The organism is Dryocola clanedunensis subsp. sulfonylureivorans (assembly GCF_016756775.1).
Lineage (GTDB): Bacteria > Pseudomonadota > Gammaproteobacteria > Enterobacterales > Enterobacteriaceae > Dryocola > Dryocola clanedunensis.
The window spans coordinates 75736-100568 of sequence record NZ_JAERMU010000018.1 but is presented as its reverse complement, the minus strand read 5'-3'; the positions used below and the strand labels follow the sequence as shown (position 1 = coordinate 100568).

General features: G+C 57.0%; 19 protein-coding genes. 11 read left to right on the top strand and 8 right to left on the bottom strand.

Translation table 11 applies throughout. The annotated features are described in order from the left end of the window. The first annotated feature begins 169 nt into the window (after nt 1-169). From HYQ67_RS17840 to hycI, 4 genes are read left to right on the top strand one after another with little or no spacing between them, the layout of a single operon-like run. A complete protein-coding gene (locus tag HYQ67_RS17840) occupies nt 170-712 on the top strand; it encodes a formate hydrogenlyase complex iron-sulfur subunit (RefSeq protein WP_202305685.1) in 543 nt (180 codons plus the stop codon). Continuing rightward, the gene (locus tag HYQ67_RS17835) at nt 712-1476 is read left to right on the top strand and encodes an NADH-quinone oxidoreductase subunit B family protein (protein WP_202305679.1); all 765 of its coding nucleotides are present in this window, start codon (nt 712-714) and stop codon (nt 1474-1476) included. The genes HYQ67_RS17840 and HYQ67_RS17835 overlap by 1 nt, the downstream gene beginning before the upstream one ends. After that, nucleotides 1476-1886: a formate hydrogenlyase maturation HycH family protein gene (locus HYQ67_RS17830; protein ID WP_202305695.1), complete on the top strand. Its 411-nt coding sequence runs from the start codon at nt 1476-1478 to the stop codon at nt 1884-1886. The genes HYQ67_RS17835 and HYQ67_RS17830 overlap by 1 nt, the downstream gene beginning before the upstream one ends. Continuing rightward, nucleotides 1879-2352 carry a hydrogenase maturation peptidase HycI gene (gene hycI / locus HYQ67_RS17825; protein WP_202305675.1) on the top strand — a complete coding sequence of 158 codons (474 nt, stop codon included), beginning with the start codon at nt 1879-1881 and terminating at the stop codon, nt 2350-2352. The genes HYQ67_RS17830 and hycI overlap by 8 nt, the downstream gene beginning before the upstream one ends. Nucleotides 2353-2504: 152 nt before the next feature. Here the strand turns inward: hycI and HYQ67_RS17820 are convergent, their stop codons facing one another. Together HYQ67_RS17820 and HYQ67_RS17815 are read right to left on the bottom strand one after the other, a co-directional pair. Beyond that, nucleotides 2505-3881, bottom strand: coding sequence for a carbohydrate binding domain-containing protein (locus HYQ67_RS17820; protein WP_202305674.1), 1377 nt, complete (start codon nt 3879-3881; stop codon nt 2505-2507). Nucleotides 3882-3968: 87 nt separating this feature from the next. Continuing rightward, on the bottom strand, nt 3969-4733 hold the full coding sequence (locus HYQ67_RS17815) for a LecA/PA-IL family lectin (RefSeq protein ID WP_202305673.1): 765 nt from the start codon (nt 4731-4733) through the stop codon (nt 3969-3971). 725 nt (nt 4734-5458) lie between these two features. Here HYQ67_RS17815 and hydN point away from each other — a divergent pair. The 4 genes from hydN to HYQ67_RS17795 all read left to right on the top strand — a co-directional run bounded on the left by hydN (nt 5459) and on the right by HYQ67_RS17795 (nt 11556). Beyond that, the gene (gene hydN / locus HYQ67_RS17810) at nt 5459-6004 is read left to right on the top strand and encodes an electron transport protein HydN (protein WP_202305672.1); all 546 of its coding nucleotides are present in this window, start codon (nt 5459-5461) and stop codon (nt 6002-6004) included. A gap of 36 nt (nt 6005-6040) precedes the next feature. Continuing rightward, nucleotides 6041-8197 (top strand): formate dehydrogenase subunit alpha, encoded by a 2157-nt coding sequence (gene fdhF / locus HYQ67_RS17805; RefSeq protein WP_202305671.1) that lies wholly within the window; start codon nt 6041-6043, stop codon nt 8195-8197. Between the two features lie 91 nt (nt 8198-8288). Beyond that, nucleotides 8289-10529: a carbamoyltransferase HypF gene (hypF, locus tag HYQ67_RS17800; protein ID WP_202305693.1), complete on the top strand. Its 2241-nt coding sequence runs from the start codon at nt 8289-8291 to the stop codon at nt 10527-10529. Between the two features lie 4 nt (nt 10530-10533). Continuing rightward, entirely contained in the window at nt 10534-11556 is a 1023-nt protein-coding gene (locus HYQ67_RS17795) for a HoxN/HupN/NixA family nickel/cobalt transporter (protein ID WP_202305669.1), read from the top strand. Nucleotides 11557-11836: 280 nt separating this feature from the next. Here the strand turns inward: HYQ67_RS17795 and avtA are convergent, their stop codons facing one another. Further along, nucleotides 11837-13090 carry a valine--pyruvate transaminase gene (avtA, locus tag HYQ67_RS17790; RefSeq protein ID WP_202305667.1) on the bottom strand — a complete coding sequence of 418 codons (1254 nt, stop codon included), beginning with the start codon at nt 13088-13090 and terminating at the stop codon, nt 11837-11839. Between the two features lie 193 nt (nt 13091-13283). Next, nucleotides 13284-15302: an alpha-amylase gene (locus HYQ67_RS17785; RefSeq protein WP_202305665.1), complete on the bottom strand. Its 2019-nt coding sequence runs from the start codon at nt 15300-15302 to the stop codon at nt 13284-13286. Between the two features lie 313 nt (nt 15303-15615). Between HYQ67_RS17785 and HYQ67_RS17780 the strand changes: the two genes are divergently transcribed. Then, entirely contained in the window at nt 15616-16458 is an 843-nt protein-coding gene (locus HYQ67_RS17780) for a protein bax (protein WP_202305664.1), read from the top strand. 73 nt (nt 16459-16531) lie between these two features. Here the strand turns inward: HYQ67_RS17780 and xylR are convergent, their stop codons facing one another. The 4 genes from xylR to xylF form a co-directional block, all read right to left on the bottom strand. Beyond that, nucleotides 16532-17710, bottom strand: coding sequence for a D-xylose utilization transcriptional activator XylR (gene xylR / locus HYQ67_RS17775; protein WP_202305663.1), 1179 nt, complete (start codon nt 17708-17710; stop codon nt 16532-16534). A 94-nt stretch (nt 17711-17804) separates the two neighbouring features. Further along, entirely contained in the window at nt 17805-18986 is a 1182-nt protein-coding gene (gene xylH, locus HYQ67_RS17770) for a xylose ABC transporter permease XylH (RefSeq protein ID WP_202305662.1), read from the bottom strand. Next, entirely contained in the window at nt 18964-20505 is a 1542-nt protein-coding gene (locus HYQ67_RS17765; protein ID WP_202305661.1) for a xylose ABC transporter ATP-binding protein, read from the bottom strand. The genes xylH and HYQ67_RS17765 overlap by 23 nt, the downstream gene beginning before the upstream one ends. 57 nt (nt 20506-20562) lie before the next feature. Further along, entirely contained in the window at nt 20563-21555 is a 993-nt protein-coding gene (xylF, locus tag HYQ67_RS17760) for a D-xylose ABC transporter substrate-binding protein (protein WP_202305660.1), read from the bottom strand. A 378-nt stretch (nt 21556-21933) separates the two neighbouring features. On the opposite strand from xylF, the gene xylA reads away from it, so the two are divergent. Next, nucleotides 21934-23256 carry a xylose isomerase gene (gene xylA / locus HYQ67_RS17755; protein ID WP_202305659.1) on the top strand — a complete coding sequence of 441 codons (1323 nt, stop codon included), beginning with the start codon at nt 21934-21936 and terminating at the stop codon, nt 23254-23256. Nucleotides 23257-23314: 58 nt separating this feature from the next. Then, a complete protein-coding gene (gene xylB, locus HYQ67_RS17750; protein WP_202305658.1) occupies nt 23315-24769 on the top strand; it encodes a xylulokinase in 1455 nt (484 codons plus the stop codon). Nucleotides 24770-24833 lie beyond the last annotated feature (64 nt).

Genomic DNA, 24833 nt, shown 5'->3' with positions numbered 1-24833 from the left:
CGTTAAAATCTACACCACAGACTTGAGAGCCTAAGGTCGGATACGACGTCCGGACTGCGTTCAGAATAAACTGGCCGGTTTACTCTGAACAGGGGGAATAATACAAGGTCGGATAAGCGTTGCGCCATCCGACACGACAAAAGGTGGAAGGCACAACCAAGGAACGTCCATGTTTAAGTTCATCAAAAAAGCCATTAAGGGCGGCGTGGCCACCGAGTCTTACCCGCTGCAGCCGATAGCCGTGGATGCGAATTTTCGCGGCAAGCCGGAGCACAACCCGCAGCAGTGCATCGGCTGCGCGGCGTGCGTCAACGCCTGCCCGTCTAACGCCCTGAGCGTGGAAACCGATCTGGTTAACGGACAGCTGGCCTGGCGCTTCAACCTCGGGCGCTGCATCTTCTGCGCACGCTGCGAAGAGGTCTGCCCAACCGCCGCCATCACCCTTTCCCAGCAGTACGAGCTGGCGGTGTGGAACAAAGCCGATTTCCTGCAGCAGGCGCGCTTCGACATCTGCAACTGCCGGGAATGCGGCAGGCCGTACGCGGTGCAAAAAGAGATTGATTACGCCATCGCGCTGCTTAAGCACAACGGTGACGAACGTGCCGAAGCGCACCGCGCCTCGTTTGAAACCTGCCCGGAGTGCAAGCGCCAGCAAAGCCTGACGTCGGCAGACCAGATTAACTTTAGCCGCCAGATGAGAGAGGCCAGCTAATGAGCAATTTATTAGGCCCACGCGACCACAACGGCATGCCGGTGCCGATGACGGTGGACGAATCCATCGCCAGCATGAAGGCGTCGCTGCTGAAAAACATCAGGCGTTCCGCGTATGTTTATCGCGTGGACTGCGGCGGTTGCAACGGCTGCGAAATCGAGATTTTCGCTACGCTTTCGCCGCTGTTCGACGCAGAACGTTTCGGAATCAAAGTGGTTCCGTCACCTCGCCACGCGGATATTCTGCTGTTCACCGGGGCCGTGACCCGCGCCATGCGCTCCCCTGCGCTGCGCGCCTGGGAATCCGCGCCGGACCCGAAAATCTGCATCTCTTACGGCGCCTGTGGCAACAGCGGCGGCATCTTCCACGACCTGTACTGCGTCTGGGGCGGCACCGACAAAATCGTGCCGGTGGACGTTTATATTCCGGGCTGCCCGCCGACGCCTGCCGCAACGCTGTACGGCTTTGCGATGGCGCTTGGCCTGCTGGAGCAGAAAATCCACGCCCGCGACGCCAGCGAGCTCGACGCGCAGCCCGCGCAGATCCTGCATCCGGATATGGTGCAGCCGCTGCGCGTGCGCATCGACCGCGAAGCTCGCCGCCTGGCGGGCTACCGCTATGGCCGCCAGATTGCCGACAGCTACATGAACAACCTCACCGCAGGCGGCGACGCCGTGCAGCGGTGGCTGGCGAAAGAGGCCGACCCGCGCCTCAACGAGATTGTCGCTAATCTGGAAAGCCTGGTGCAGCAGGAGCGCGCGTGATGAGCGAATCGGTGGTGTTCTGCCAGCTCAGCCGCAAGTTCGTCGATGAGAACGACAACACCCCGGCCGACGCGCAGCAGGTGGTCTATTACAGCCTGGCCATTGGCCACCATCTGGGCGTCATCGACTGCCTGAAAGAGAACCTGGTCTGCCCGTTTGATGACTACCGGGCGTGGATTGCCACGCTCGAAGAGGGCGGCGAAGCGCGGCGGAAAATGGAAGGCGTGCCGCGCTATGGCGAAATCGTTATCGACCAGAGCCACGTCGTCCTGCTCGCCAGAGCCTTAGATGCGGCAAAGCCCACCCAGACCCCGGCGCAGCAGCGCTGGAGCCAGGCGCTACTCGATATGCTGCAGGCCATTCAACTTGAACCCGCCATCTATCTGATGGTCAGGAGACGCTATGACTAATATTTTACTTTGTGTCGGCAACAGCATGATGGGCGACGACGGCGCAGGCCCGCTGCTGGCGGAGCTGTGCCAGGCTACGCCGCAGGGCGACTGGGTGGTTATCGACGGCGGCACCGCGCCGGAAAATGACGTGGTGGCAATCCGGGAACTGCGCCCGCAGCGCCTGCTGATCGTCGACGCCACGGACATGGGGCTGAATCCTGGTGAAATCCGCCTCGTTAACCCGGACGATATCGCCGAGATGTTCATGATGACCACCCATAACATGCCGCTGAACTACCTGGTCGATCAGCTAAAAGATGACATCGGCGAAGTGATTTTCCTGGGCATTCAGCCGGATATCGTTGGCTTCTACTACCCGATGACCGACGCGGTAAAAGAGGCCGTTAATACGGTCTACCAGCGCCTGGCAAGCTGGCAGGGCGAAGGCGGATTCGAAAGGCTGGAAGTTCCTGTGTTTGTTTGATTTTAGGGATTGGAGATTTTAGGTCAGTTCATTATCCAGCGCCTGTCACTGTTATTCGTCCCTAAAATAGCCTGCTTTTGACGCTGGAGCGAACATATCAAAAGCAGGCAATGGCACAACTTTATGTACAGACTCGATGATCAGAACTTAGCTCAATTAGCTGAATTTACTGTAATTCCGGTAATACTGAAGTCATTGCCATCACCACTGGCTTTATGACTGAAGATCTCCAGCAGATTATCCCCCTCGGCCGCCGTGAATTCGCCTGACAGCGTTACCCATTCGCCCTTTGCTGCCAGCGCTGTGACCGGGGTAATATCCTGGCCCGCCACCCTGAGTGACAGCTCCGGAACAACCTTGTAGTCATTGTCCCTGCGAGCCTTGATACTAAAGCTATAGCGTTTACCTAGTTGCAGTTCCGTATACTCTTTATAAAGCAGCACGCCGTTATGTGTCTGCCCTTTAACGTTGGTGGTTGGAAAACGGATCATGCTGGTCCCACCTTCTGAGTAAAACTCGTGTTCAGGTGTTGCCGGACCAAACAACCAGTTATTCAGGTTGTTATTGGTAAAATCTGTCACATCAGAAATAGGCCTGGGCGCTGGTGCGGGAGTGGCGGGGGTTGCCGGAACGTCCTGAGCAACCGGGGCTGGCTGTGGGTGTTGCTTCTGACATCCGCAGGTGTTTTTATGCTTCTCACCGCCTCCCCCATTGCCGCAGACGTCAATCAGGGATTTAAGAACATCGGCGAGTGTATTAACTGCCCGGACAATCTCAGGTACCTGACTGCAAAGATCGCTGCCCTTATCGGAAGTTGCAGGGGTTTTACCCTCAAGCGCATCCGCTTCCTCTTTTTTGTCCGCCACGCTGTCTTGTTGCGGTATCTTGCTGGCGCAGATGGTTTTTTTCAGAACCGTTGCGAAATCCGCAATGCCTGACGTGTAAATATAATGTTCACCCCCGGTGCGAAGTGCCAGCCTTTTGTACTCGCCGATCATCGCCTTTTCATCTTCCGGTGTCGGATAAGGTAACGTGGCATGTGGCGTTCCCAGATAGGAGTGGACCTTGACGTTATATTGCAGCGCGGTGGCAATGGCTTCGTCGCAGGCTTTAATCCGGTCAGCGTCCAGGGTCATTTCTCCCCCCTTCAGACTTTCGTCACCCAGAACGAAGACATTCTTTTCGGCACCGTCCCGCCAGTCGTAAAAGCGGATCACATCTTCTGCTGCCGGGGCAACATCTTCCTGTGCGGGATTTCCCTCTTTAATCTGCTCCCTGCCTTTCAGGTTTGCGGAATGGGTTCCGGTTTTATCCGTCAGATACTGACGGACGGTTTGATTAAATTTCGTTCCCGCAAAAACGCCTTCAATACCCAGAAACTCAGTGCGCAAATCAGAAGGGCAGGCTTTTCTGGCCTCTTCAATTGCTGCATCCAGCCTTGCACTGAGGGCCTCCGCTTCATCCTGCATTGAAAGGCTGCTATCAATAACAAAAACCAGATCAACTTTTTTGTTGTCCTGTACGCTCATGTAAGGTGCTCCATCAGAAGTTATATTTATTTTCCTACTCAATGGGCAAGGAAGGTTGCCATCTGCACGCGACCTTCCCGCAGACTTTCAGCCGAGAACAACGAAGCGGACGTCATAACCACCCGTGTTGTTGGCATACTCTGACGCAGAGTTAGTATCATTAAAAATCAATGAGATTTTTCCATCTGCTGGCACTTGCCAGTCGGTACCGCCACTGCCGATACCGTGGAGGTGCTCGCCAGCTTTGATGAGTAATTTCCCTGCGAGGGCTTCTGGTAAAACAAAAGTCGGGTCCGGTTTTTGTGCTGACGGATGCTGACTGTCACCATCTGGCCCGAAACTGCGACCGCGGCTGTCGTACTGTGCTGTACCAGCCGCAATCAACATCACTGTGTCTCCCTTGCGCACAGATACATCGGTCTCAATCCAGTTGCTGCTGGTTGCCGGAACATGGCCTTTCCACTCACCTTGTTTCACCGGCACTTTTGTCGCCTCTTCAGAGAGGTAGACGACGGCATTGAAAGAACCGCTGTTATCGCTGTGGGAAGAGTCACTGACGAGCAGAATCAACTCACCGCTTTCAGGTACCGACCACTGGTAGACACCGCTGCCAACGTCATAACTTTTTCCGGAAGCACTGAAACGGGCTTTTAATACCTTATCCGCTTTAGTGACCAGCCCCTCTTTTACCCTGCCGAATGGGGCAGCAAGGACATATTCTTCTCGTCCGTATTTAACCCATCCATCGGCAAGAATAGTTATTTTTTGTCCGGCTTTAAGGCTCAATCCGGTATTAATACCGGTAGCCGATTTCGCATCGACACATCCGGACCACGCAGGTGAAACGGTCATATAACCCTCCAGAATAGTAACGAACAGGTATTATTCGGTCTGTAGAAAAAAAGAAAAATAATAATGCACTGGCAGATATCTGTTTCATTGCTGCTGATATCTGCGTGCACAAAGAGCCTAGAAATAAATATTAAGAACGGCAAGCAAGAAGCCAGTAAACAATAGGGAAATAAGTTCCTCCCCCCCGTCTCGCCTTGCTCTGCAATTTAAATATTAGGATTAATCTCATTATGAAAAATGCATATATTATCTTGAATTCACCCACAATTATTCCGTCAAGCGTGAAGTTTTTTGTCAATAATCACAGAATTAGAGTGGGTAATATTCTTCTGCTTCTACCCGTTGCGGTAGAATGATGACGATACTTCAGACCTTATATTTCATTGCGAATAATAAGGCACAAGACAAACCCTATACTTTGCATAGATAATATATCGTTATTGATTTAGTTTGCCATACGCCGGAATACTATCGAGATGTGCCACCAATTCCTTCATCATTTGTAAGGCTATTAAAAATATATCCAGTGAATATTTCTACAATAGCTTCATAACAAGGTGCGTTCCACCGCCTGTCATTTTCTGCAAATGACATCGTCATAAGTGTCGACGTCACTGTCTTCTTACTCTCCGCTCCAATCAATTCCTTGAATAACAGTAGGTTAAAACCTGGCACGTTTTATGTATAGCAAAGGCGATAATCATTAACCCATCCGGGAGCTTGTGATGAACCGCTTCATCATTACCGATTCGAGCAAATGTATTGGCTGCCGCACCTGCGAAGTGGCCTGCGTCGTGTCCCACCAGCAGGATCAGGATTGCGCGACCATAACGCCGCAGGCCTTCCTGCCGCGCATTCACGTCATTAAGGGCGTGAACGTTTCTACCGCCATGATGTGCCGCCAGTGTGAAGACGCGCCCTGCGCCAACGTCTGTCCTAACGGGGCCATCAGCCGCGAGCACGGTTTTGTGAACGTGATGCAGGAACGCTGCATCGGCTGCAAAACCTGCGTGGTCGCCTGCCCCTATGGCGCGATGGAGGTCGTCGTGCGTCCGGTTGTCCGCAACAGCGGCGCGGGCCTGAACGTGATGGCCGAAAAGGCCGAGGCCAACAAGTGCGACCTTTGCCACCACCAGGAAACAGGCCCGGCCTGTATTGCGGCCTGTCCGACCAACGCCATTATCTGCGTTGACCGCAACAAGCTTGAGCAGATGAGCGCTGAAAAGCGTCGTCGCGCCGCGCTTGATGCCAGCACATCCCTGCTTTTCTAAACTCGTGAATTTCAACTTTTAACAGGTCTGTTACTGATGAAAAAAATTACCAGCGTCTGCCCATACTGCGGCGCGGGCTGCAAGCTCAGGCTCGTTGTCGATAAAAACAAAATTGTCCGCGCCGAGGCCGCCCCAGGCGTCACCAACCAGAACGAACTGTGCCTGAAGGGCTATTACGGCTGGGATTTCCTGAATGACACTAAGCTGCTGACTCCGCGCCTGACCCAGCCGATGATCCGCTACGAAAAAGGCGGCAAGCTTCAGCCGGTGAGCTGGGAGGAGGCGATTAGCTACACCGCTAAGCGCCTGAAGGCCATCAAAGAGCAGTACGGCCCGCGCACCATCATGACCACCGGGTCGTCTCGCGGGACGGGCAACGAAACCAACTATGTGATGCAGAAATTCGCTCGCGGCGTGCTGAAAACCAATAACGTGGACTGCTGCGCGCGCGTCTGCCATGGGCCATCCGTAGCGGGTTTGCAGGAGACGCTGGGCAACGGCGCGATGAGCAACTCCATCGGCGACATCGAAAAATCAAAATGCCTGCTGGTGTTTGGCTACAACTGTGCCGATTCACACCCGATCGTGGCGCGAAGAGTCCTTAAAGCGAAGGAAAACGGCGCGAAGATTATCGTCTGCGATCCGCGTCGTATCGAAACCGCCCGCATCGCCGATCGGCACCTCCAGCTGAAAAACGGCTGTAATATGGCGCTGGTTAACGCCTTTGCCCACGTGCTGCTGGAAGAGAATCTCTACGATAAAGAGTACGTGGCGAAGCATACCGAAGGGCTGGAAGCCTACCGGGAAATCGTTAAAGGCTATGCGCCTGAAGACGTCGAGCATCTGACCGGCGTGCCCGCGCAGCAGGTGCGTCAGGCAATGCGCACCTTCGCCGCCGCGCCTTCCGCTACCATCATGTGGGGCATGGGCGTTACGCAGTTTGGCCAGGCGGTGGACGTGGTAAAAGGGCTGTCCAGCCTCGCGCTGCTGACCGGCAACCTGGGCCGTGAAAACGTCGGCGTCGGCCCGGTTCGCGGGCAGAATAACGTGCAGGGTGCGTGTGATATGGGCGTGCTGCCCAACCAGTTCCCCGGCTATCAGGACGTGGAGGACCCGCAGGTAAGAGCAAAATTCGCCGATGCCTGGGGCGTTAACGCGGACGATATGGACGACAGGGTCGGCGTACGCATCACCGAGGTGCCGCACCTGGCGCTGGAGGGCAAAATCAAAGCCTGGTACATCATGGGTGAAGATCCGCTCCAGACGGAAGCGGACCTCGGCCTGGTGCGCAGCGGCTTCGAGGCGCTCGACTTCGTGGTGGTGCAGGACATCTTTATGACCAAAACCGCCGAGGTAGCCGACGTGCTGCTGCCCGCCACCTCCTGGGGCGAGCACGGCGGCGTTTTTACCTGCGCCGACCGCGGCTTCCAGCGCTTTGAGAAGGCCATAGAGCCGAAGTACAACGTTAAGCGCGACTGGGAAATCATCAGCCTGATCGCCAGCGAAATGGGCTACCCGATGGATTACGACAGCAACCAGCAGATCTGGGACGAGATGCGCGAGCTGTGCCCGCTGTTCTACGGCGTCACCTACGAAAAAATGGGCGACATGGGCCACGTGCAGTGGCCGTGTCCGACGCTCGACCATCCCGGCACGCCTTATCTCTATAAAGACAGCAGGTTCGACACCCCAACCGGCAAAGGCCAGCTGTTTGCCGCGCCGTGGCGCGCGCCTGCGGAAGTGCCGGATGCGGACTATCCGCTGGTGCTCTGTACCGTACGCGAAGTGGGCCATTACTCCTGCCGTTCCATGACCGGCAACTGCGCCGCCCTGCAAACCCTGGCGGATGAGCCCGGCTTCGTGCAGATGCACCCGGAAGACGCGACACGGCTGGGCATTAAAAACCAGCAGCTGGTGTGGGTCAGCTCGCGCCGCGGCAAAGTTATCAGCCGGGCGGACGTCAGCGAGCGCATCAATAAAGGCTCGGTGTATATGACCTACCAGTGGTGGATCGGCGCCTGCAACGAGCTGACGCAGGACAATCTGGATCCGGTATCCAAAACGCCGGAAACCAAATACTGCGCGGTAAACGTCAGCGGCATTGCCGACCAGCAGTGGGCTGAAAGCTACGCGCAGACGACCTACAGCGAGATGAAGGCGCGGCTGCGGCAGGCGGTGGAAGCCTGCGCTTAAAACGGTGGATGACGCTTCGCTTATCCCCCCTACAACCCGTAGGTCAGATAAGCGCCAGCGCCATCCGGCAATTTTTTAATTTGTGAGATAGATTTTGGAATTTAACGGCGTAATTCTGCGTATTCGCGGCAAAGTACAGGGCGTTGGCTTCCGGCCTTTCGTCTGGCAGCTTGCCCAGCGGCTTAACCTCTGCGGCGACGTCTGTAATGACGGTGCCGGGGTAGTCGTGCGCCTGGCCACGGGTGTCGACGAGTTTATTGCCGGGCTGCACGCCCACTGCCCGCCGCTGGCCCGCATCGACGCCGTCGAACAAAGCGCAATGGTCTGGGATACGCTGCCTGCGGGTTTCACCATCCGCCAGAGCAACGGCTGCGCGATGGACACGCAGATTGTGCCGGACGCGGCGACCTGCCCGGAATGCCTGCGCGAGCTTAACGATCCGGCAGACCGACGCTACCGCTATCCGTTTATTAACTGCACCCACTGCGGCCCGCGCTTCACCATTATCCACGGCATGCCTTATGACCGCCCGAAAACGGTGATGGCAGGCTTCCCGCTCTGTCCGGAGTGCGAAAAAGAGTACCGGGATCCGGCGGACCGCCGCTTCCACGCCCAGCCCGTTGCCTGCCCCGACTGCGGGCCGCAGATTAGCTGGCAGGCCGGTAAGCTGCATCTGGAGCGCGAGCCTGCGCTGCTCGCCGCCGTTATGGCATTGAAGGCCGGAAAAATTGTCGCTATCAAGGGCCTCGGCGGCTTTCATCTGGCGGTAGACGCCCGCAACGATGCCGCCGTGGCACGCCTGCGCGAGCGCAAACGCCGTCCGGGTAAACCGCTGGCGGTGATGCTGCCGCAGGCAACGCCGTTACCTGACGGAGTCCGCTCGCAGCTTGTTACGCCCGCGGCCCCGATTGTCCTGATGGACAAAACCCTGCTGCGCGGCCTGAGCGACGGCATCGCCCCGCACCTCACGGAAATCGGCGTGATGCTGCCGTCCAGTCCGCTACAGCACCTGCTGATGCAGGACTTCGGCGCGCCGCTGGTGATGACCTCCGGCAACCTGAACGGCAAGCCTCCCGCCCTGACCAACGAACAGGCGCTCTGCGATCTCGCCGGGATAGCCGACGGCTGGCTGCTGCACAATCGCGATATCGTGCAGCGCATGGATGATTCCGTTATCCGGGCCAGCGGAGAGATGCTGCGCCGCGCCCGTGGCTTCGTGCCGGACGCCCTGCCGCTGCCGCCTGGCTTTATTGATCTGCCGCCGATTCTGGCCACAGGCGCGGACATGAAAAATACCTTCTGCCTGCTGCGTGGAAATCAGGCCGTGCTTAGCCAGCATCTGGGAGATTTGTCGGAGGAAGGCGTTGAGGAGCAGTGGCTGCGGGCGCGTAAGCTGATGTGCGAGGCCTACGACTTTACGCCGCAGCATATCGCAACCGACGCCCACCCCGGCTACCGCAGCGCCCTGCTGGGACGCGAAATGGGGCTGCCCGTCAGTGAAGTCCTGCATCATCACGCCCACGCCGCGGCCTGCCTTGCGGAGCACGCCTGGCCGCTGGACGGCGGCGAGGTAATTGCCCTGACGCTCGACGGCATCGGCTTCGGCGAAAATAACGAGCTGTGGGGCGGCGAATGCCTGCGGGTCAGCTATCAGCGCTGTGAGCGCCTGGGCGGGCTGCCAGCGGTGGCGCTGCCGGGTGGCGATCTTGCCGCGCATCAGCCGTGGCGTAATCTGCTCGCCCATTGTCTGGCCTATGTGCCGGACTGGCGGCAGCGTTCCGAAACCGCCGCCGTTCGTCAGCAGGCGTGGCAGCTCCTCTCTAGAGCGGTTGGACGCAGAATCAACTCGCCGCTGGCCTCTTCGGCGGGGCGGCTGTTCGACGCCGCCGCCTGCGCGCTGAACTGCACGCCTCTGACACAAAGCTACGAAGGGGAAGCAGCCAGCCGTTTCGAAGCCCTGGCGGCTCAAAGCCCCTCCTGCGCGCATCCGGTCACTCTGCCGCTGAAGGACGACCAGCCCGACCTCCGGACTTTCTGGCGGCAGTGGCTGGCCTGGCATGAACCTGCCCCGGCCCGCGCCTGGGCGTTCCACGATGCGCTGGCTAAAGGCTTTGCCGATCTGGCGAGGCTGCACGCGGAGCGGCTGCGTATCACGACGATTGTTTTCAGCGGTGGCGTCCTGCATAACCGCCTGATGCGCGAGCGGTTTGCGCACCATCTCGCAGATTTCACTCTGCTTTTCCCGACACGGTTGCCCGCGGGCGACGGTGCCCTTTCTCTGGGGCAGGCTGTTGTTGTGGCCTCCCGTCTGTTAACTGCATCAAAAGGATAAAAAGATGTTTGTACGAGTTTTGCGAGACAACCCACGAGCCGCCGTCCTGCTGGCGGGGCTGGTCGGCGCTAACCTTGCCGCCTGGGCCTGGGCGCTGGTTTCGTTTCATCACAGCACGGCGCTGATGGCGGCAAGCCTGCTTGCCTGGTGCTACGGCCTGCGCCACGCCGTGGACGCAGACCATATCGCGGCAATCGATAACGTGACGCGCAAAATGATGCAGCAGGGAAAACGCCCGTTTGGCATCGGGGCCTGGTTCTCGCTGGGCCACTCGAGCATCGTGATTCTGGCCTCCATCGCCATAGCCGCCACCGCCGCGGCGTTCCAGAGCAGGATGGGCTGGTTCCATGACGTGGGCGGCGTGATTGGCACGGCGGTCTCCGCCTGCTTCCTGCTGGCGATGGCGCTGGTGAACCTGGTTATTTTACGCGGCGTCTGGCGCAGCTTCCGCCAGCTGAAAAACGGCGAGCCGCAGACAGTGGACGCGACCGATTTTAACGGCGGCGGCGTCATGAGCTGGCTGTTCCGCTCCATTTTCCGCCTGATCGGCAAAAGCTGGCATATGTATTTTGTCGGCTTCCTGTTTGGCTTAGGCTTTGATACCGCAACGGAAATTGGCGTGCTGGGCATCTCCGCCGCCAGCGCGTCGAGCGGCATGTCCATCTGGTCGATTCTGGTCTTCCCGGCGCTGTTTGCCAGCGGCATGGCGCTGGTCGATACGCTCGATAACGTGATTATGGTTGGCGCCTACGGCTGGGCGTTTAACAAACCGCAGCGCAAGCTCTACTACAACATGACCATCACCGGTACTTCGGTGGTCGTCGCGCTGTTCATCGGCGGCCTGGAGGCGCTGGGGCTGCTGGCGGATAAGTTCGATCTGCATACGGGTGCCTGGCAGTGGGTCATCGCCCTGAACGAAAACCTCGGCAACGCGGGCTTTGTGGTCGTCGGACTGTTTATCGCCTGCTGGGGAATTTCGATGCTCAACTACCGCTGGAAGGGGTACGACTCTTTGGTTGTGCGCTAAAGCTTTGGTGGATGACGCTGGCGCTTATCCACCCTACAAATGCTTTGGTTGTGCGCTAAATCTTTGGTGGATGGCGCTGGCGCTTATCCACCCTACAAATGCTTTGGTTGTGCGCTAAATCTTTGGTGGATGACGCTGGCGCTTATCCACCCTACAAATGCTTTGGTTGTGCGCTAAACCTTTGGTGGATGGCGCTGGCGCTTATCCACCCTACAAAACCAGACGCGGAGTTTGTAGGTCGAATAAGCGCAGCGTCATCCGACACCGCGTCGTTTAACTTTTACTTTGCTTCGGCCCAGGCGCGCTCTATCTCTTCGGCCAGGATCTTCACGCCCGCTTCGATTTTCTCCGGCTCCGGCACGTAGTTCATGCGCATACACTGATGCGTGTGCGGCCACGGCTTGTCCAGGCCCGGGAAGAAATAATCTCCCGGCACCATCAGCACGCCGCGTTTTTTCAGGCGCTGATAAAGCAGTTCGGTAGTGATCGGCAGGTCTTTAAACCACAGCCAGAGGAATATTGCGCCCTCCGGCTTGTGAATCAGGCAGCGATCTTCTGACAAATAGCGGCGAATAACCCCGATTGTCTGCTGAACGCGCTCGTAATAGAACGGTTTGATTACCGTTTCAGACAGATGCAGCAGGTCGTTACGCTTGATCATCTCAGCGGCCATGGCTGGCCCGATCCCGCCGGGGGCAAGGCTGATAATGCCGTTCATGTTTTTAATGGCGGAGATGATTTTGTCGTTGGCGATGATGATTCCGCAGCGGCTTCCCGGCAGGCCCAGCTTCGAGAGGCTCATGCACAGCACGATGTTCGGATTCCACAGCGGGCGCGCTTCGCTAAAGATAATGCCCGGGAACGGCACGCCGTAGGCGTTATCGATAACCAGCGGGATACCGTGCTGGTGCGCCAGAACGTCGAGCTTCATTAGCTCTTCGTCAGTAATGACATTACCCGTTGGGTTGGTCGGCCGCGAAACGCAAATCATGCCGGTATCTTCGCCGATTTGCAGGTGTTCGAAGTCGACGTGGTACTTAAACTGGCCGTCCGGCAGCAGTTCGATGTTTGGGCGCGTAGAGACAAACAGATCTTCTTCGAGGCCAGCATCGGCATAGCCAATGTATTCCGGTGCCAGCGGAAAAAGCACTTTTTTAGTGCTGCCGTCCGCGTGGCGACCGGCAAACAGATTAAACAAGTAGAAAAATGCGCTCTGACTGCCATTTGTCAGTGCAATATTCTGCGGCTCGATATCCCAGCCTAATTCGTTACGCAGCATGCCGGCCAGCGCGTCAAGCAGCTCACTTTTCCCCTGCGGACCGTCGTAATTACAGAGCGCATCGGTCATTTTCCCGCTCGCCAGCATTTCGGCCAGCAGATTCTGAAAATAATCGTTCATCGCGGGGATCTGCGCCGGGTTACCGCCGCCGAGCATGATCGCACCGGGCGTCCGTAAACCGTCGTTGAGGTCCTCCATCAGGCGCGTAATGCCTGAATGGCGGGTAAATTTGTCGCCGAAAAGTGAAAACGTCATAACGTGGGTCTGTCGCTTGCTGTCAGAAAGAGGCTAACCATAACGCCGCAGATGCCATGGTGCAAACGCATTAAGGATAGCCCGACCCTGGCAATATGCTGCCATTATGCAGATGGATAGCATTTAATGCTGGGGTGTAGATCACGCCGGATGGCGCTTTGCTTATCCGGCCTACGGGTGTGGTTGCCGCTGGCTACTGGTTCCCGGCCCAGACCACCATCACCTTGTCGTCTGCCGTCCGGCGGCTGAATCCGTATCCTTCTTGCATGCTTAAGGTCGTTTGCTTTCCTGCGCCAATAGCAGGGTGGCGCGCGCGGAACTGGCTGATTTTCTGCCAGTGCGCCAGGGTGGCGGGGTTTTGACCCCAGTTCATCCCGGAGCGCGTTCCCTGTAGCGGGTCTGAGCCGGTTGGGCCGAACGGGCGCTCCGTCTCATCGCCGTAGAAGATCTGCACCGCGCCCGGGGCCAGCAATAATAATTCGGCGGCGCGCTGACCGCCTTCGCGGAACAGGCGGGTATCATGCGAGGATAAGTAGCTAAGCACGTTAAAGCTCTGCAACTTTTCCGCCATCTGCTGCCAGGTCAGATCCATATTCGCCAGGCAGTCCGTCGCTTTTGCCGCCTGCTCCTGGTAGTCAAAATTGATCATCGCGTCGAAGCCGCTGCTGTAGTAGTCGCTCTTCATGACGCCGTGGCCCCAGGCCTCCCCGGTCATCCAGAATGGCGTATCGTCCATTTTTTTGTCAGGGTTAGCCTTCTTCCATGCCGCCAGCGCTTCCACGGACTGCGCTTTGAGCTGCTGCCAGGCCGCTTTCTCCACGTGCTTAGCCGTATCGACACGGAAACCATCGATACCGTAATCCCGCACCCACTGGCTTAACCAGTGGGTCATATAATCGCGCACCCTGTACCCGGAAATCTCTTTCGCGTTGGTATCCGGCTTGTGGCGGTAAAATACCGGCAGCCCGGCTACCCCGGTGAATTCAGTTTTCAGGTCGGGCAGGAACGCCAGCGACATGGTGAGATCGTCAAAGCCGGGGTTGTCGTAGTCCCCGATATCGGTGCGGATCCAGTTTTTGCCCCACCAGCTGTCCCAGGCGGCCTTGTCGCTGAAGTTGATGTAATCGTTAAAAGTGTGCCAGCTCTGCCCCGGGCCTGGCTTCCAGTCAGTCCACCGCTTGCCGAGCGTTTTGGCCATCTCGTCGCCCTTGAGGTACAGCGCGCCAAACTGATATTCCTGCATATCCGCGAGCGTCGCGTAGCCAGTATGGTTCATGACGATATCGAACAGGATACGGATGCCGCGCTTATGCGCCTCGTCCACCAGCTTACGCAGGTCGTCCTCGCTGCCCATGTTGGCGTCGAGATTCGTCCAGTCCATAGTGTAGTAGCCGTGATAGGCGTAGTGCGGGAAGTCCCCTTTGGTGCCGCCGCCCACCCAGCCGTGGATCTGCTCCAGCGGCGAGCTTATCCACAGCGCGTTAACGCCGAGGTTTTGCAGATAGTCCAGCTTGCTGGTCAGCCCCGCCAGATCGCCTCCGTGGAAGGTGGCAATCTCTTGCATACCGTCTTTATGGCGGCCATAGCTGTTGTCGTTAGCGGGGTTGCCGTTCTCAAAGCGGTCGGTCAGCACAAAGTAAACCGTTGCGTTGTGCCAGTTGAATGCGGCAGTTTTCTCGGTGGCAGCGTTTTCCAGCAGCAGCAGGCCGTTGCTGTTAGCCGCAGGCATCAGCGTAATTTTCCCATCTTTGACCGTTGCGGTCTGTCCGCTGTAGAAGTCCCGCACTTCGCTGGCTTCCGGGAAGGTTTTGCTCACATCCACCGTTAGCGGTTTGCCGTCCCATTTCGGGCACTGGCGGGTAACATCAACCGGCGCGGCGGTGGCTGCGCTTTTCACGCTCAGCATCAGCGTAGGCGTGCCGCTGCGGGTGTCGATTTGCACCTGATACTCACCGTCGCGGAACAATTTCCACTCCGGCGGCGCGCCTTCACAGGGCTTCAGAGACAGCATCTGGTTGAGTTTTATGGTTTCGGCGGGCTGCCAGCACGTCTGGTCAAGTTTCAGATTCAAAGGCAGCGTACCCTTCGCGAGCTTTGACTGGCTGACAAACAGGCCGGGGCTTTGTTCATCAAAGGCTGCAAGACCCGTTGCCGACCAGTTTGCCATCGCCAGACCAGGGAACAGTAAAAGCAACAGAGGAATTTTTTTCATTATTTTTGCCCTTGAGCGTCTTTTAAACAGTCTGGCATTGTTTTTAAAAAGGATATTCATCCTTTGGCAGGGATGAGAGGGAGGAGAACGCCGGGTGAGTGATGGTGATAACATTTTGCTGAAATATGCGATAACTCCCGCAAATAGCGCTACTTTTCGCCGTCATAAGAAGTTCGTACGTGACATCGTTTCAGATTCGTACTATTTCTTTTGATGCCCTGGCAGGTTATTTTTGCTAATATTCGCGTTTAATTTGTTCGAATCCTTTGACAATTAAGGCACCAGACACGCAGCGATCCGCCCAGGAGATCTAATGATATCAACCCCAATCCGACGATTTGGGGCTGCGATACTCATGCTACTCACCTTCAGTTTTTCAGCTGGGGTTATAGCAAGTAGCCATGAGCCAAAATCGCATAAAGCCCCTCTGACAAAAAGTAGCAAGCTAGTAAGCAACAAGACTGAAAGTAATAAGTTGGCAAGTAGTAAGAAAGAGTATTCTCGCAATAGTGAACTGGCATCTCTCCCTGATTTGCGAAAATACCCTTCCGGAACACCCAGGAAAAAGGCGTTTCTCCGGACGGTCATGCCATACATTACCAGTCAGAATGCTGCTATCACTGCCGATCGTAACTGGCTGGTTTCTAAGCAGTACGAGCAGCGCTGGTCACCGTCTGAGCGCACGCGTTTAAAAAACATCACCAAACGCTATAAAATCGCGTGGAACGGCAACACCAAACGTGTGCCGTGGAATTCGCTGATGGAAAAAGTCGACATTATTCCTACCAAGATGGTAGCGACTATGGCGGCGGCAGAGAGCGGTTGGGGTACATCGAAACTTGCCCGTAACAATAACAATCTGTTCGGCATGAAGTGCAGCAGACGCCACTGCAACAGTGGTTCTGGCAAGGTGAAAGGCTACCAGCACTTTGATTCGGTGAAAGAAGGTGTAGACGCCTATGTGGTGAATCTGAATACGCACCCGGCCTACAAGTCATTCCGTAAATCTCGCGCGCAGCTGCGCAAAGCGGATCAGGAAGTGACGGCCAGCAATATGATTCATAAGCTGAAAGGGTATTCCACCCGCGGCCGCAGCTATAACAATTTTCTGTTTGCAATGTATGAGAGCAATCAGCGTTTAATGGTTGCTAATTAATTTGTTAATTAGCCGTTAATCGAATGTATTTTAAAACGCCTTCATTCGAAGGCGTTTTTTATTCCCAATAAATCTAAACTAAAATTTCGCTAAAGCGTTCGCGGTGTTCTTTTGGCGTGGCGTCATACTCTTTTTTAAATACTGAATAGAAGTATTGCAGTGAAGGGTAGCCGCACATTTGTGAAATTTCGTTTATCGACAATGAAGTAGAGATCAGCAAACTGCGTGCCTTTTCTAATTTTTCCGCATGAATCACCGCATGGATAGTTTCACCCACCTCTTCTTTAAAGCGCTTTTCAAGATTCGAACGTGAGATCCCCACCGCATCCAGTACCTGCTCCACCTTAATGCCTTTACAGGCATGATTTCGGATGTAGTGCATGGCCTGAATGACCGCTGGGTCATGCAGCGAGCGGTAATCCGTCGAGCGGCGTTCTACCACGCGTACCGGCGGTACCAGAACACGCTGAAGCTGTAGCGCTTCTTTGTCCAGCAGGCGGTGCAGCAGTTTCGCGGCCTGATAGCCCATTTGCCTCGTTCCCTGCGCCACGGAAGACAGGGCGACTCTGGAGAGATAGCGCGTCAGCTCTTCGTTATCGATGCCAATCACGCACAGTTTTTCCGGCACCGGAATATGCAAATGCTCGCATACCTGGAGCAAATGGCGGGCGCGGGCATCCGTCACGGCGATAATACCTGTTTGTGGCGGCAGTGTTTGCACCCAGTCCGCCAGGCGGTTCTGCGCGTGCTGCCAGTTTTCCGGGGCGGTTTCTATGCCCTGGTAAACCACGCCGCGGTACTTCTCTTCCGCCACCAGCTGGCGAAACGCATGTTCCCGCTCAACTGCCCAGCGCTTGTTGCTGGAGCCGGGCAGCCCGTAGAACGCAAAGCGGTTCACGCCCTTTTCCTTCAGGTGCAAAAAGGCGCTCTGCACCAGCGCGAAGTTGTCGGTGGCGATGTAGTGCACCGGGGGATAGTTTTCCGCCAGGTGATAGGAGCCGCCGACGCCCACGATGGGCACATCGGCCCCGTGGAGTAATCGTTGGATCTCTTCATCGTCAAAATCGGCAATCACACCGTCGCCTAAACACTCCTTAATATTGTCTATACGCGCTCGAAAATCTTCTTCGATAAAGATGTCCCATTCTGATTGAGACGCCTGCAAATATTCACCCACACCCTCTACCACCTGACGGTCGTAGGCTTTGTTGGCATTGAATAACAACGTAATGCGATGACGCTTCTCAAACATGCTAAAGATTCCTGAAATTACCCGGTATTTGAATACCATAGCCGTGTGCAAAACCGGGGTTTCGTTCCCCGGCATTGTGATCGCCTGCACATTCTCACGCCCGGCGCTTGGTGGCGGAATCCATCCACACCGCCAGCAGTAAAATGGCCCCCTTAACGATGTACTGCCAGAAGGTCGGCACGTCCATCATACTCATGCCGTTATCCAGCGAAGCCATAATAAAGGCCCCCATGACGGCCCCGGCGACGCTGCCGATGCCCCCGGCAAGGCTGGTGCCGCCGATGACGCAGGCGGCGATGGCATCCAGTTCGGCGATATTCCCCGCAGAAGGCGAACCGGCCCCCAGGCGCGAGCTGAGGATCAGCCCGGCAATGGCCACCATCAGGCCGTTGATAGCGAAGACCGCCAGCTTGGTGCGCTCGACGTTAATCCCGGAAAGCCGCGCCGCTTCGATATTGCCGCCAATGGCATAGATGCGGCGGCCAAAGGCGGTGCGGGTAGCCATAAACATCCCCGCCAGCAGCAGCAGGGTCAAAATGAGCACCGGCGTGGGGACGCCACGGTAGTCGTTGAGCAGCCATATCGCCCCCAGCACAATCACAGCCGTGATGGCCTGCCGCCCCACGACGCCGGTGGAGGCTGGCGTGACCAGCCCCAGCGCCTGACGGCGCATTCGCAGCCGCCACTGCCAGCCGACAAAGGCCACCAGCGCCAGCACGCCCGCGCCAAAGCCGATGCCGTCCGGCAGGTAGCTCTGGCCGATTTGCGACATGGCCGCGCTCGTCGGCGAAACCGTGGTGCCGTTGGTAATGCCGATTAGTACGCCGCGAAACGCCAGCATGCCCGCAAGAGTGACGATAAACGACGGCACCTTGCGATAGGCAACCCACCAGCCGTTCCACGCCCCGAGCACCAGGCCGAGCGCGAGCGTAACCACAATGGTTAACGGCAGCGGCCAGCCCAGCCAGACGTCAAAGATTGCCGCCACGCCCCCCAGCAGCCCCATCATCGAGCCGACGGAGAGATCGATTTCCGCCGAGATAATCACGAACACCATGCCCACCGCCAGAATGCCGGTAATGGCCGTCTGGCGCAGCAGGTTAGAGACGTTACGCGCGCTCAGATAGGCGCCGTCGGTGGTCCAGGTAAAGAACAGCACGATGGCCACAATCGCGGCAATCATCACAAACACCTGCAGATTCATCGCCTTCAGGCCGGCAAACAGGGTCGCCAGCGGGGCCGCCAGTTTGATTTCAGACGGGTTGCTTTTCGACATGGTGGTCACTCCTCAGTGCGGCTTCCATAACCTGTTCCTGGGTCAGGTTGTTATTGATCAAATCGGCTTTGATACGCCCCTCGTGCATCACCAGCACCCGGTCGCTCAGCCCCAGCACCTCGGGCAGCTCAGAGGAGATGACAATCACCGCTATGCCCTGCTGCACGAGCTGGTTTATCAGCTTGTAGATTTCGTATTTGGCCCCGATATCAATGCCGCGCGTGGGCTCGTCAAGGATAAGAATGCGCGGGTTGAGCAGCAGGCAGCGGGCAAGAATGGCCTTTTGCTGGTTGCCGCCGCTCAGGCGACCGATGGCCAGCTCCGGCGAGGAGGTTTTCACCTTCAGCCGCTGAATGGACTGCAGGATGCAGTTTTGTTCGGCGGCGTCGTCCAGGCTTGATAACGCGCCGGAAAACTGCCCCAGCGAGGCCAGCGTGATGTTCTGCCCCACCGCCATCACCGGCACGATGCCGTCTCTTTTGCGGTCTTCCGGCACCATGGCGATGCCGTGTGCGATAGCCTGCTGGCAGCGGCTGATTTTTACCGGCCTGTTGTCGATGTAGATCTGTCCCTCCGACCTGCCCGGCCAGACGCCGAACAGGCACTGGACCGCCTCGGTGCGCCCTGCCCCGACCAGCCCGGCAATGCCCAGAATCTCCCCTTTACGCAGGAAAAACGACACGTCGTTCACCCGTTTGATCTGCCGGTTAACCGGGTGCCAGGCGGTGAGATGCTCAACGCGCAGGATCTCCTCGCCGGTCTGGTGCGGCTCGCTGGGATAGAGGGCCGTCAGCTCACGACCCACCATCATGGTAATAATGTCATCCTCGCTCATCTGGGCCGCATCCCGCGTGCCTATCGGCTGCCCGTCGCGGATCACGCAGATGGTGTCGGAGATCGCTTTCACCTCGTTGAGCTTGTGGGAGATGTAGATACAGGCGATGCCGTGATCCTGAAGATCGCGAATAATTCTCAGTAAAATGGCCGTTTCCTGTTCGGTGAGCGAGGCCGTTGGCTCATCCAGAATCAGCAGCCGCACCTGTTTATTCAGCGCCTTGGCGATTTCCACCAGCTGCTGCTGCCCCAGCCCCAGCTCGCCCACTCGCGTGTCAGGGGAAATATTCAGGCTGACCTGCGCAAGCAGCTTCTGGCAGCGCAGGGTCATGCTTTCGTAGTCCAGCACGCCAAAGCGGGTGATTTCAGCGCCGAGAAAAATGTTCTCAAGAATAGTGAGGTGCTTCACCAGCGCCAGCTCCTGGTGGATGATGGCGATACCCTTGCGTTCGGTGTCGCGAATGTGGGCGGCCTGGAGCTTTTCTCCCGCAAACCAGATTTCGCCCTCATAGCTGCCGTAGGGGTAAATGCCGCACAGCACTTTCATCAGCGTGGATTTTCCGGAGCCGTTCTCTCCGCACAGGGACATCACTTCCCCGGCGTTGAGCGACAGGCTGACGTTATCCACCGCCTTCACCACGCCAAAAGCCTTGGTGATCTGTTTCATTTCCAGCAAGTAAGGCATAACCCTTCCCCCGTCTGGCTAAAGGTTGCCGCCCGCAGCGTGCCACGGGCGAAAAGGTTACAGCTCGCTCTTCTTGTGGAAGCCGTCCGCCACCACGGTGCTGTCGATATTGGCCTTATCGACTTCGACTGGCGTTAACAGACGGGAAGGGACATCTTTCAGGCCGTTATTGAGTCTGGCGTCCGAAGCCGGCGTTTTGCCTTCGCCCAGCTCCACGGCAATTTCCGCTGCGGTATTCGCCAGTTTGGTGATCGGCTTATAAACCGTCATGGTTTGCGTACCCGCCATAATGCGCTTCACCCCCGCCAGATCCGCATCCTGACCGGAAATAGCCACTTTGCCCGCCAGCCCTTGCGCGCTAAGAGCCTGAATGGCCCCGCCTGCGGTGGCATCGTTTGAGGCGACGACGGCATCAATTTTGTTGTTGTTCGCCGTCAGGGCATTTTCCATAATTTTCAGCGCGTTTTCCGGCAGCCAGCCGTCCGCCCACTGATCGCCCACCACTTTTATTTTCCCGCTATCAATATAGGGTTTTAAGACTTTCATCTGCCCGGCGCGGAAAAGCTTGGCGTTATTATCAACCGGCGAGCCGCCCATTAAGAAATAATTACCGGAAGGCACTTTATCAACAATGCTTTGCGCCTGAAGTTCGCCGACTTTCTCATTGTCGAAAGAGATGTAATAATCAATATCCGCATTATTAATCATGCGGTCGTAAGCTAATACTTTTATGCCTTCACGTTTCGCCTCGGCGACCACGTTACTTAATACCTGTCCGTTGTAGGGAATAATGACCAGCACATCCACGCCGCGGTTGATCATGTTTTCAATTTGCGACATCTGGGTCTCTTCGTTGCCGTTGGCTGACTGGACAAACACCTTCGCCCCCAGCGATTCCGCTTTCTTCACGAAGATATCGCGGTCTTTCTGCCAGCGCTCAAGGCGCAGGTCATCAATGGCCATACCGATTTTAACTTCTTTGGCGATGCCGCTCACGCTGGTGAGTACCAGCGATGCACATAGTGTCAGTAAGAGGTTCTTAATCTTCATATTATTGTTACCTGTAGGGTGGTGATTATTCGGATTAAAGAAGGATGAACGGGTGCAGACGCAGGGAATTGTTGACGCTGTTTGAATAATCATCAATTACAGATTTTTATTTTCCCATTACGCTTTTTGGTTTAATTGTCAATTTATGATGGGGATCTTCTTTTAAATTAGCCCGCTCATTGTTTCTCATAATTTATGGAATAGGCCTCGAATGATTTCGCTGATTATTTTTCAGCATTTTTTGCGAGGTGGCGCACGTTTGGGTATTCTCTAAAGCGCAGTGTGAAATAACGTAATTGAGCATCCGCCGCGGAAAATCTAGGATAAACGGACATTCCATTCGCCCGGTCGCTCGTTTTCCTGATTACGGAGTTCATTATGCAAGCCTATTTCGACCAGTTAGATAAAGTTCGCTTTGAAGGCCCTAAATCCACCAATCCGCTGGCGTTCCGCCACTACAACCCTGATGAGCTGGTGCTGGGCAAGCGCATGGAGGAGCATCTGCGCTTCGCCGCCTGCTACTGGCACACCTTCTGCTGGAACGGGGCAGATATGTTCGGCGTTGGCGCGTTCGAGCGCCCGTGGCAGCAGGCCGGTGACGCGCTGGCGCTGGCAAAACGTAAGGCCGACGTCGCCTTCGAATTTTTCCACAAGCTGAACGTGCCCTACTACTGCTTCCACGATGTCGACGTCTCCCCGGAAGGGGCCTCCTTAAAAGAGTATCTGAACAACTTCGCGCAGATGACTGAACTGCTGGCGCAAAAGCAGCAGGAGACGGGCGTTAAGCTGCTGTGGGGCACGGCAAACTGCTTCACCAACCCGCGCTACGGCGCAGGCGCCGCCACCAACCCGGACCCGGAAGTGTTCTCCTGGGCGGCCTCTCAGGTTGTGGCAGCCATGAACGCAACGCACCAGCTGGGCGGTGAAAACTACGTGCTGTGGGGTGGGCGTGAAGGCTACGAATCCCTGCTGAACACCGACCTGCGCCAGGAGCGCGAGCAAATCGGCCGCTTCATGCAGATGGTGGTTGAGCACAAACATAAAATTGGTTTCCGCGGCACGCTGCTCATAGAGCCAAAACCGCAGGAGCCGACCAAGCACCAGTACGACTACGACGTCGCCACGGTTTACGGCTTCCTGAAGCAGTTCGGCCTGGAAAAAGAGATCAAGGTAAACATCGAAGCTAACCACGCCACGCTTGCGGGCCACTCTTTCCACCATGAAATCGCCAGCGCCATCGCTCTGGGCATCTTCGGCTCCGTGGATGCCAACCGCGGCGACCCGCAGCTGGGCTGGGATACCGACCAGTTCCCGAACAGCGTGGAAGAAAACGCTTTAGTGATGTACGAAATCCTCAAGGCGGGCGGCTTTGCGACCGGCGGGCTGAACTTCGACGCCAAGGTTCGTCGTCAGAGCACCGACAAATACGATCTGTTCTACGGCCATATTGGTGCCATGGACGTCATGGCGCTGTCCCTGAAAATCGCGGCCCGCATGATAGAAGACGGCGAGCTGGATAAACGCGTGGCAAAACGCTACGCGGGCTGGAATGGTGAACTGGGCCAGCAAATTCTGAAGGGACAGATGTCGCTGGCGCAGATTGCGCAGTACGCTGAGCAGCACAACCTGGCACCGCAGCACCAGAGCGGCCATCAGGAGCTGCTGGAAAACCTGGTTAACCACTATCTGTTCGATAAGTAAGTTTTTCCACCCCGTCTGCGCCACGAGCACCGTGGCGCTGCAATAAGGAACTGCCACTATGTACATCGGAATCGACCTTGGTACCTCGGGCGTAAAAGCGATTTTGCTCGGCGAGAACGGCGAGGTGCTGGCATCCCGCACGGAGCCTTTGAGCGTCTCTCGTCCGCATCCCCTGTGGTCGGAACAGGATCCTGAGTCCTGGTGGCAGGCAACGGACCGGGCGATGAAAGCGCTTGGTGAGCAGCACTCTTTGCAGGGCGTAAAAGCCATGGGCATTGCCGGGCAGATGCACGGCGCAACATTACTGGACAGCAAACAGCAGGTTTTACGCCCCGCGATTTTATGGAACGACGGCCGCAGCGGCGAAGAGTGCGCGCTGCTGGAAGCCAACGTTGAAGGCTCCCGCGAGCTCACCGGCAACCTGATGATGCCGGGCTTCACCGCGCCAAAACTGCTGTGGGTGGAACGCCACGAGCCGGAAATTTTCTCGCAAATTAACAAAGTCCTGCTGCCGAAGGACTATCTGCGCCTGCGCATGACGGGCGAGTTCGCAAGCGACATGTCCGACGCGGCGGGTACGATGTGGCTGGACGTGGCAAAGCGCGACTGGAGCGACACGATGCTCGATGCCTGTCGCCTTAGCCGCCAGCATATGCCGCAGCTTTTCGAAGGCAGCGAGATTACCGGCGTGCTGAAGGCAGACGTTGCCGGTGCCTGGAAGATGCCCGCCGTGCCGGTAGTGGCGGGCGGCGGCGATAACGCGGCGGGTGCCGTCAGCGTCGGCATGGTCGATGCGGGCCAGGCCATGCTGTCGCTGGGGACTTCCGGCGTTTACTTTGCGGTCAGCGACGGCTTCCGCAGCAAACCGGAAAGCGCGGTTCACAGTTTCTGTCACGCCTTGCCAAACCGCTGGCACCTGATGTCGGTCATGCTCAGCGCGGCCTCCTGCCTGGACTGGGCAGCCAGATTAACCGGGCTGGGCAGCGTTCCCGCTTTGCTTGCCGCGGCGGAACAGGCCAATGAGGATGCTGGCGTGGTGTGGTTCCTGCCGTACCTCTCCGGGGAACGCACCCCGCACAACAACCCGCAGGCGAAGGGCGTGTTCTTTGGCCTGAGCCATCAGCACGGCCCGGCGGAGTTAGCCCGTGCGGTGCTTGAAGGCGTGGGCTATGCGCTGGCAGACGGTATGGACGTGGTGCACTCCTGCGGCATTACGCCGAAGAGCATAACGCTTATCGGCGGCGGCGCGCGCAGCCCTTACTGGCGGCAAATGCTGGCGGATATCAGCGGGCAAACGCTGGATTACCGCACCGGCGGCGACGTCGGCCCGGCGCTTGGCGCAGCGCGGCTGGCACAGATTGCGATGTCACCGGGGCAGCCGCTGCAATCGTTGCTGCCGCAGCTTCCCCTTGAGCAGCAGCACCGGCCGGATATGGCGCGCCACCAGAAATATGCCGGGCGTCGCCAGGTGTTTAACCAGATTTACCAGCAGCTGCTGCCGCTGATGTCCTGAGTTGTTTCACACGGTGGATGGCGCCTGCGCTTATCCACCCGTTTACAGGTCGGCCAGGCGCAGC

Coding starts and splice junctions, on each gene's coding strand:
- HYQ67_RS17840 (WP_202305685.1), top strand. CDS start 170: ATGTTTAAGTTCATCAAAAAAGCCATTAAGGGCGGCGTGGCCACCGAG.
- HYQ67_RS17835 (WP_202305679.1), top strand. CDS start 712: ATGAGCAATTTATTAGGCCCACGCGACCACAACGGCATGCCGGTGCCG.
- HYQ67_RS17830 (WP_202305695.1), top strand. CDS start 1,476: ATGAGCGAATCGGTGGTGTTCTGCCAGCTCAGCCGCAAGTTCGTCGAT.
- hycI (WP_202305675.1), top strand. CDS start 1,879: ATGACTAATATTTTACTTTGTGTCGGCAACAGCATGATGGGCGACGAC.
- HYQ67_RS17820 (WP_202305674.1), bottom strand. CDS start 3,881: ATGAGCGTACAGGACAACAAAAAAGTTGATCTGGTTTTTGTTATTGAT.
- HYQ67_RS17815 (WP_202305673.1), bottom strand. CDS start 4,733: ATGACCGTTTCACCTGCGTGGTCCGGATGTGTCGATGCGAAATCGGCT.
- hydN (WP_202305672.1), top strand. CDS start 5,459: ATGAACCGCTTCATCATTACCGATTCGAGCAAATGTATTGGCTGCCGC.
- fdhF (WP_202305671.1), top strand. CDS start 6,041: ATGAAAAAAATTACCAGCGTCTGCCCATACTGCGGCGCGGGCTGCAAG.
- HYQ67_RS17795 (WP_202305669.1), top strand. CDS start 10,534: ATGTTTGTACGAGTTTTGCGAGACAACCCACGAGCCGCCGTCCTGCTG.
- avtA (WP_202305667.1), bottom strand. CDS start 13,090: ATGACGTTTTCACTTTTCGGCGACAAATTTACCCGCCATTCAGGCATT.
- HYQ67_RS17785 (WP_202305665.1), bottom strand. CDS start 15,302: ATGAAAAAAATTCCTCTGTTGCTTTTACTGTTCCCTGGTCTGGCGATG.
- HYQ67_RS17780 (WP_202305664.1), top strand. CDS start 15,616: ATGATATCAACCCCAATCCGACGATTTGGGGCTGCGATACTCATGCTA.
- xylR (WP_202305663.1), bottom strand. CDS start 17,710: ATGTTTGAGAAGCGTCATCGCATTACGTTGTTATTCAATGCCAACAAA.
- xylH (WP_202305662.1), bottom strand. CDS start 18,986: ATGTCGAAAAGCAACCCGTCTGAAATCAAACTGGCGGCCCCGCTGGCG.
- HYQ67_RS17765 (WP_202305661.1), bottom strand. CDS start 20,505: ATGCCTTACTTGCTGGAAATGAAACAGATCACCAAGGCTTTTGGCGTG.
- xylF (WP_202305660.1), bottom strand. CDS start 21,555: ATGAAGATTAAGAACCTCTTACTGACACTATGTGCATCGCTGGTACTC.
- xylA (WP_202305659.1), top strand. CDS start 21,934: ATGCAAGCCTATTTCGACCAGTTAGATAAAGTTCGCTTTGAAGGCCCT.
- xylB (WP_202305658.1), top strand. CDS start 23,315: ATGTACATCGGAATCGACCTTGGTACCTCGGGCGTAAAAGCGATTTTG.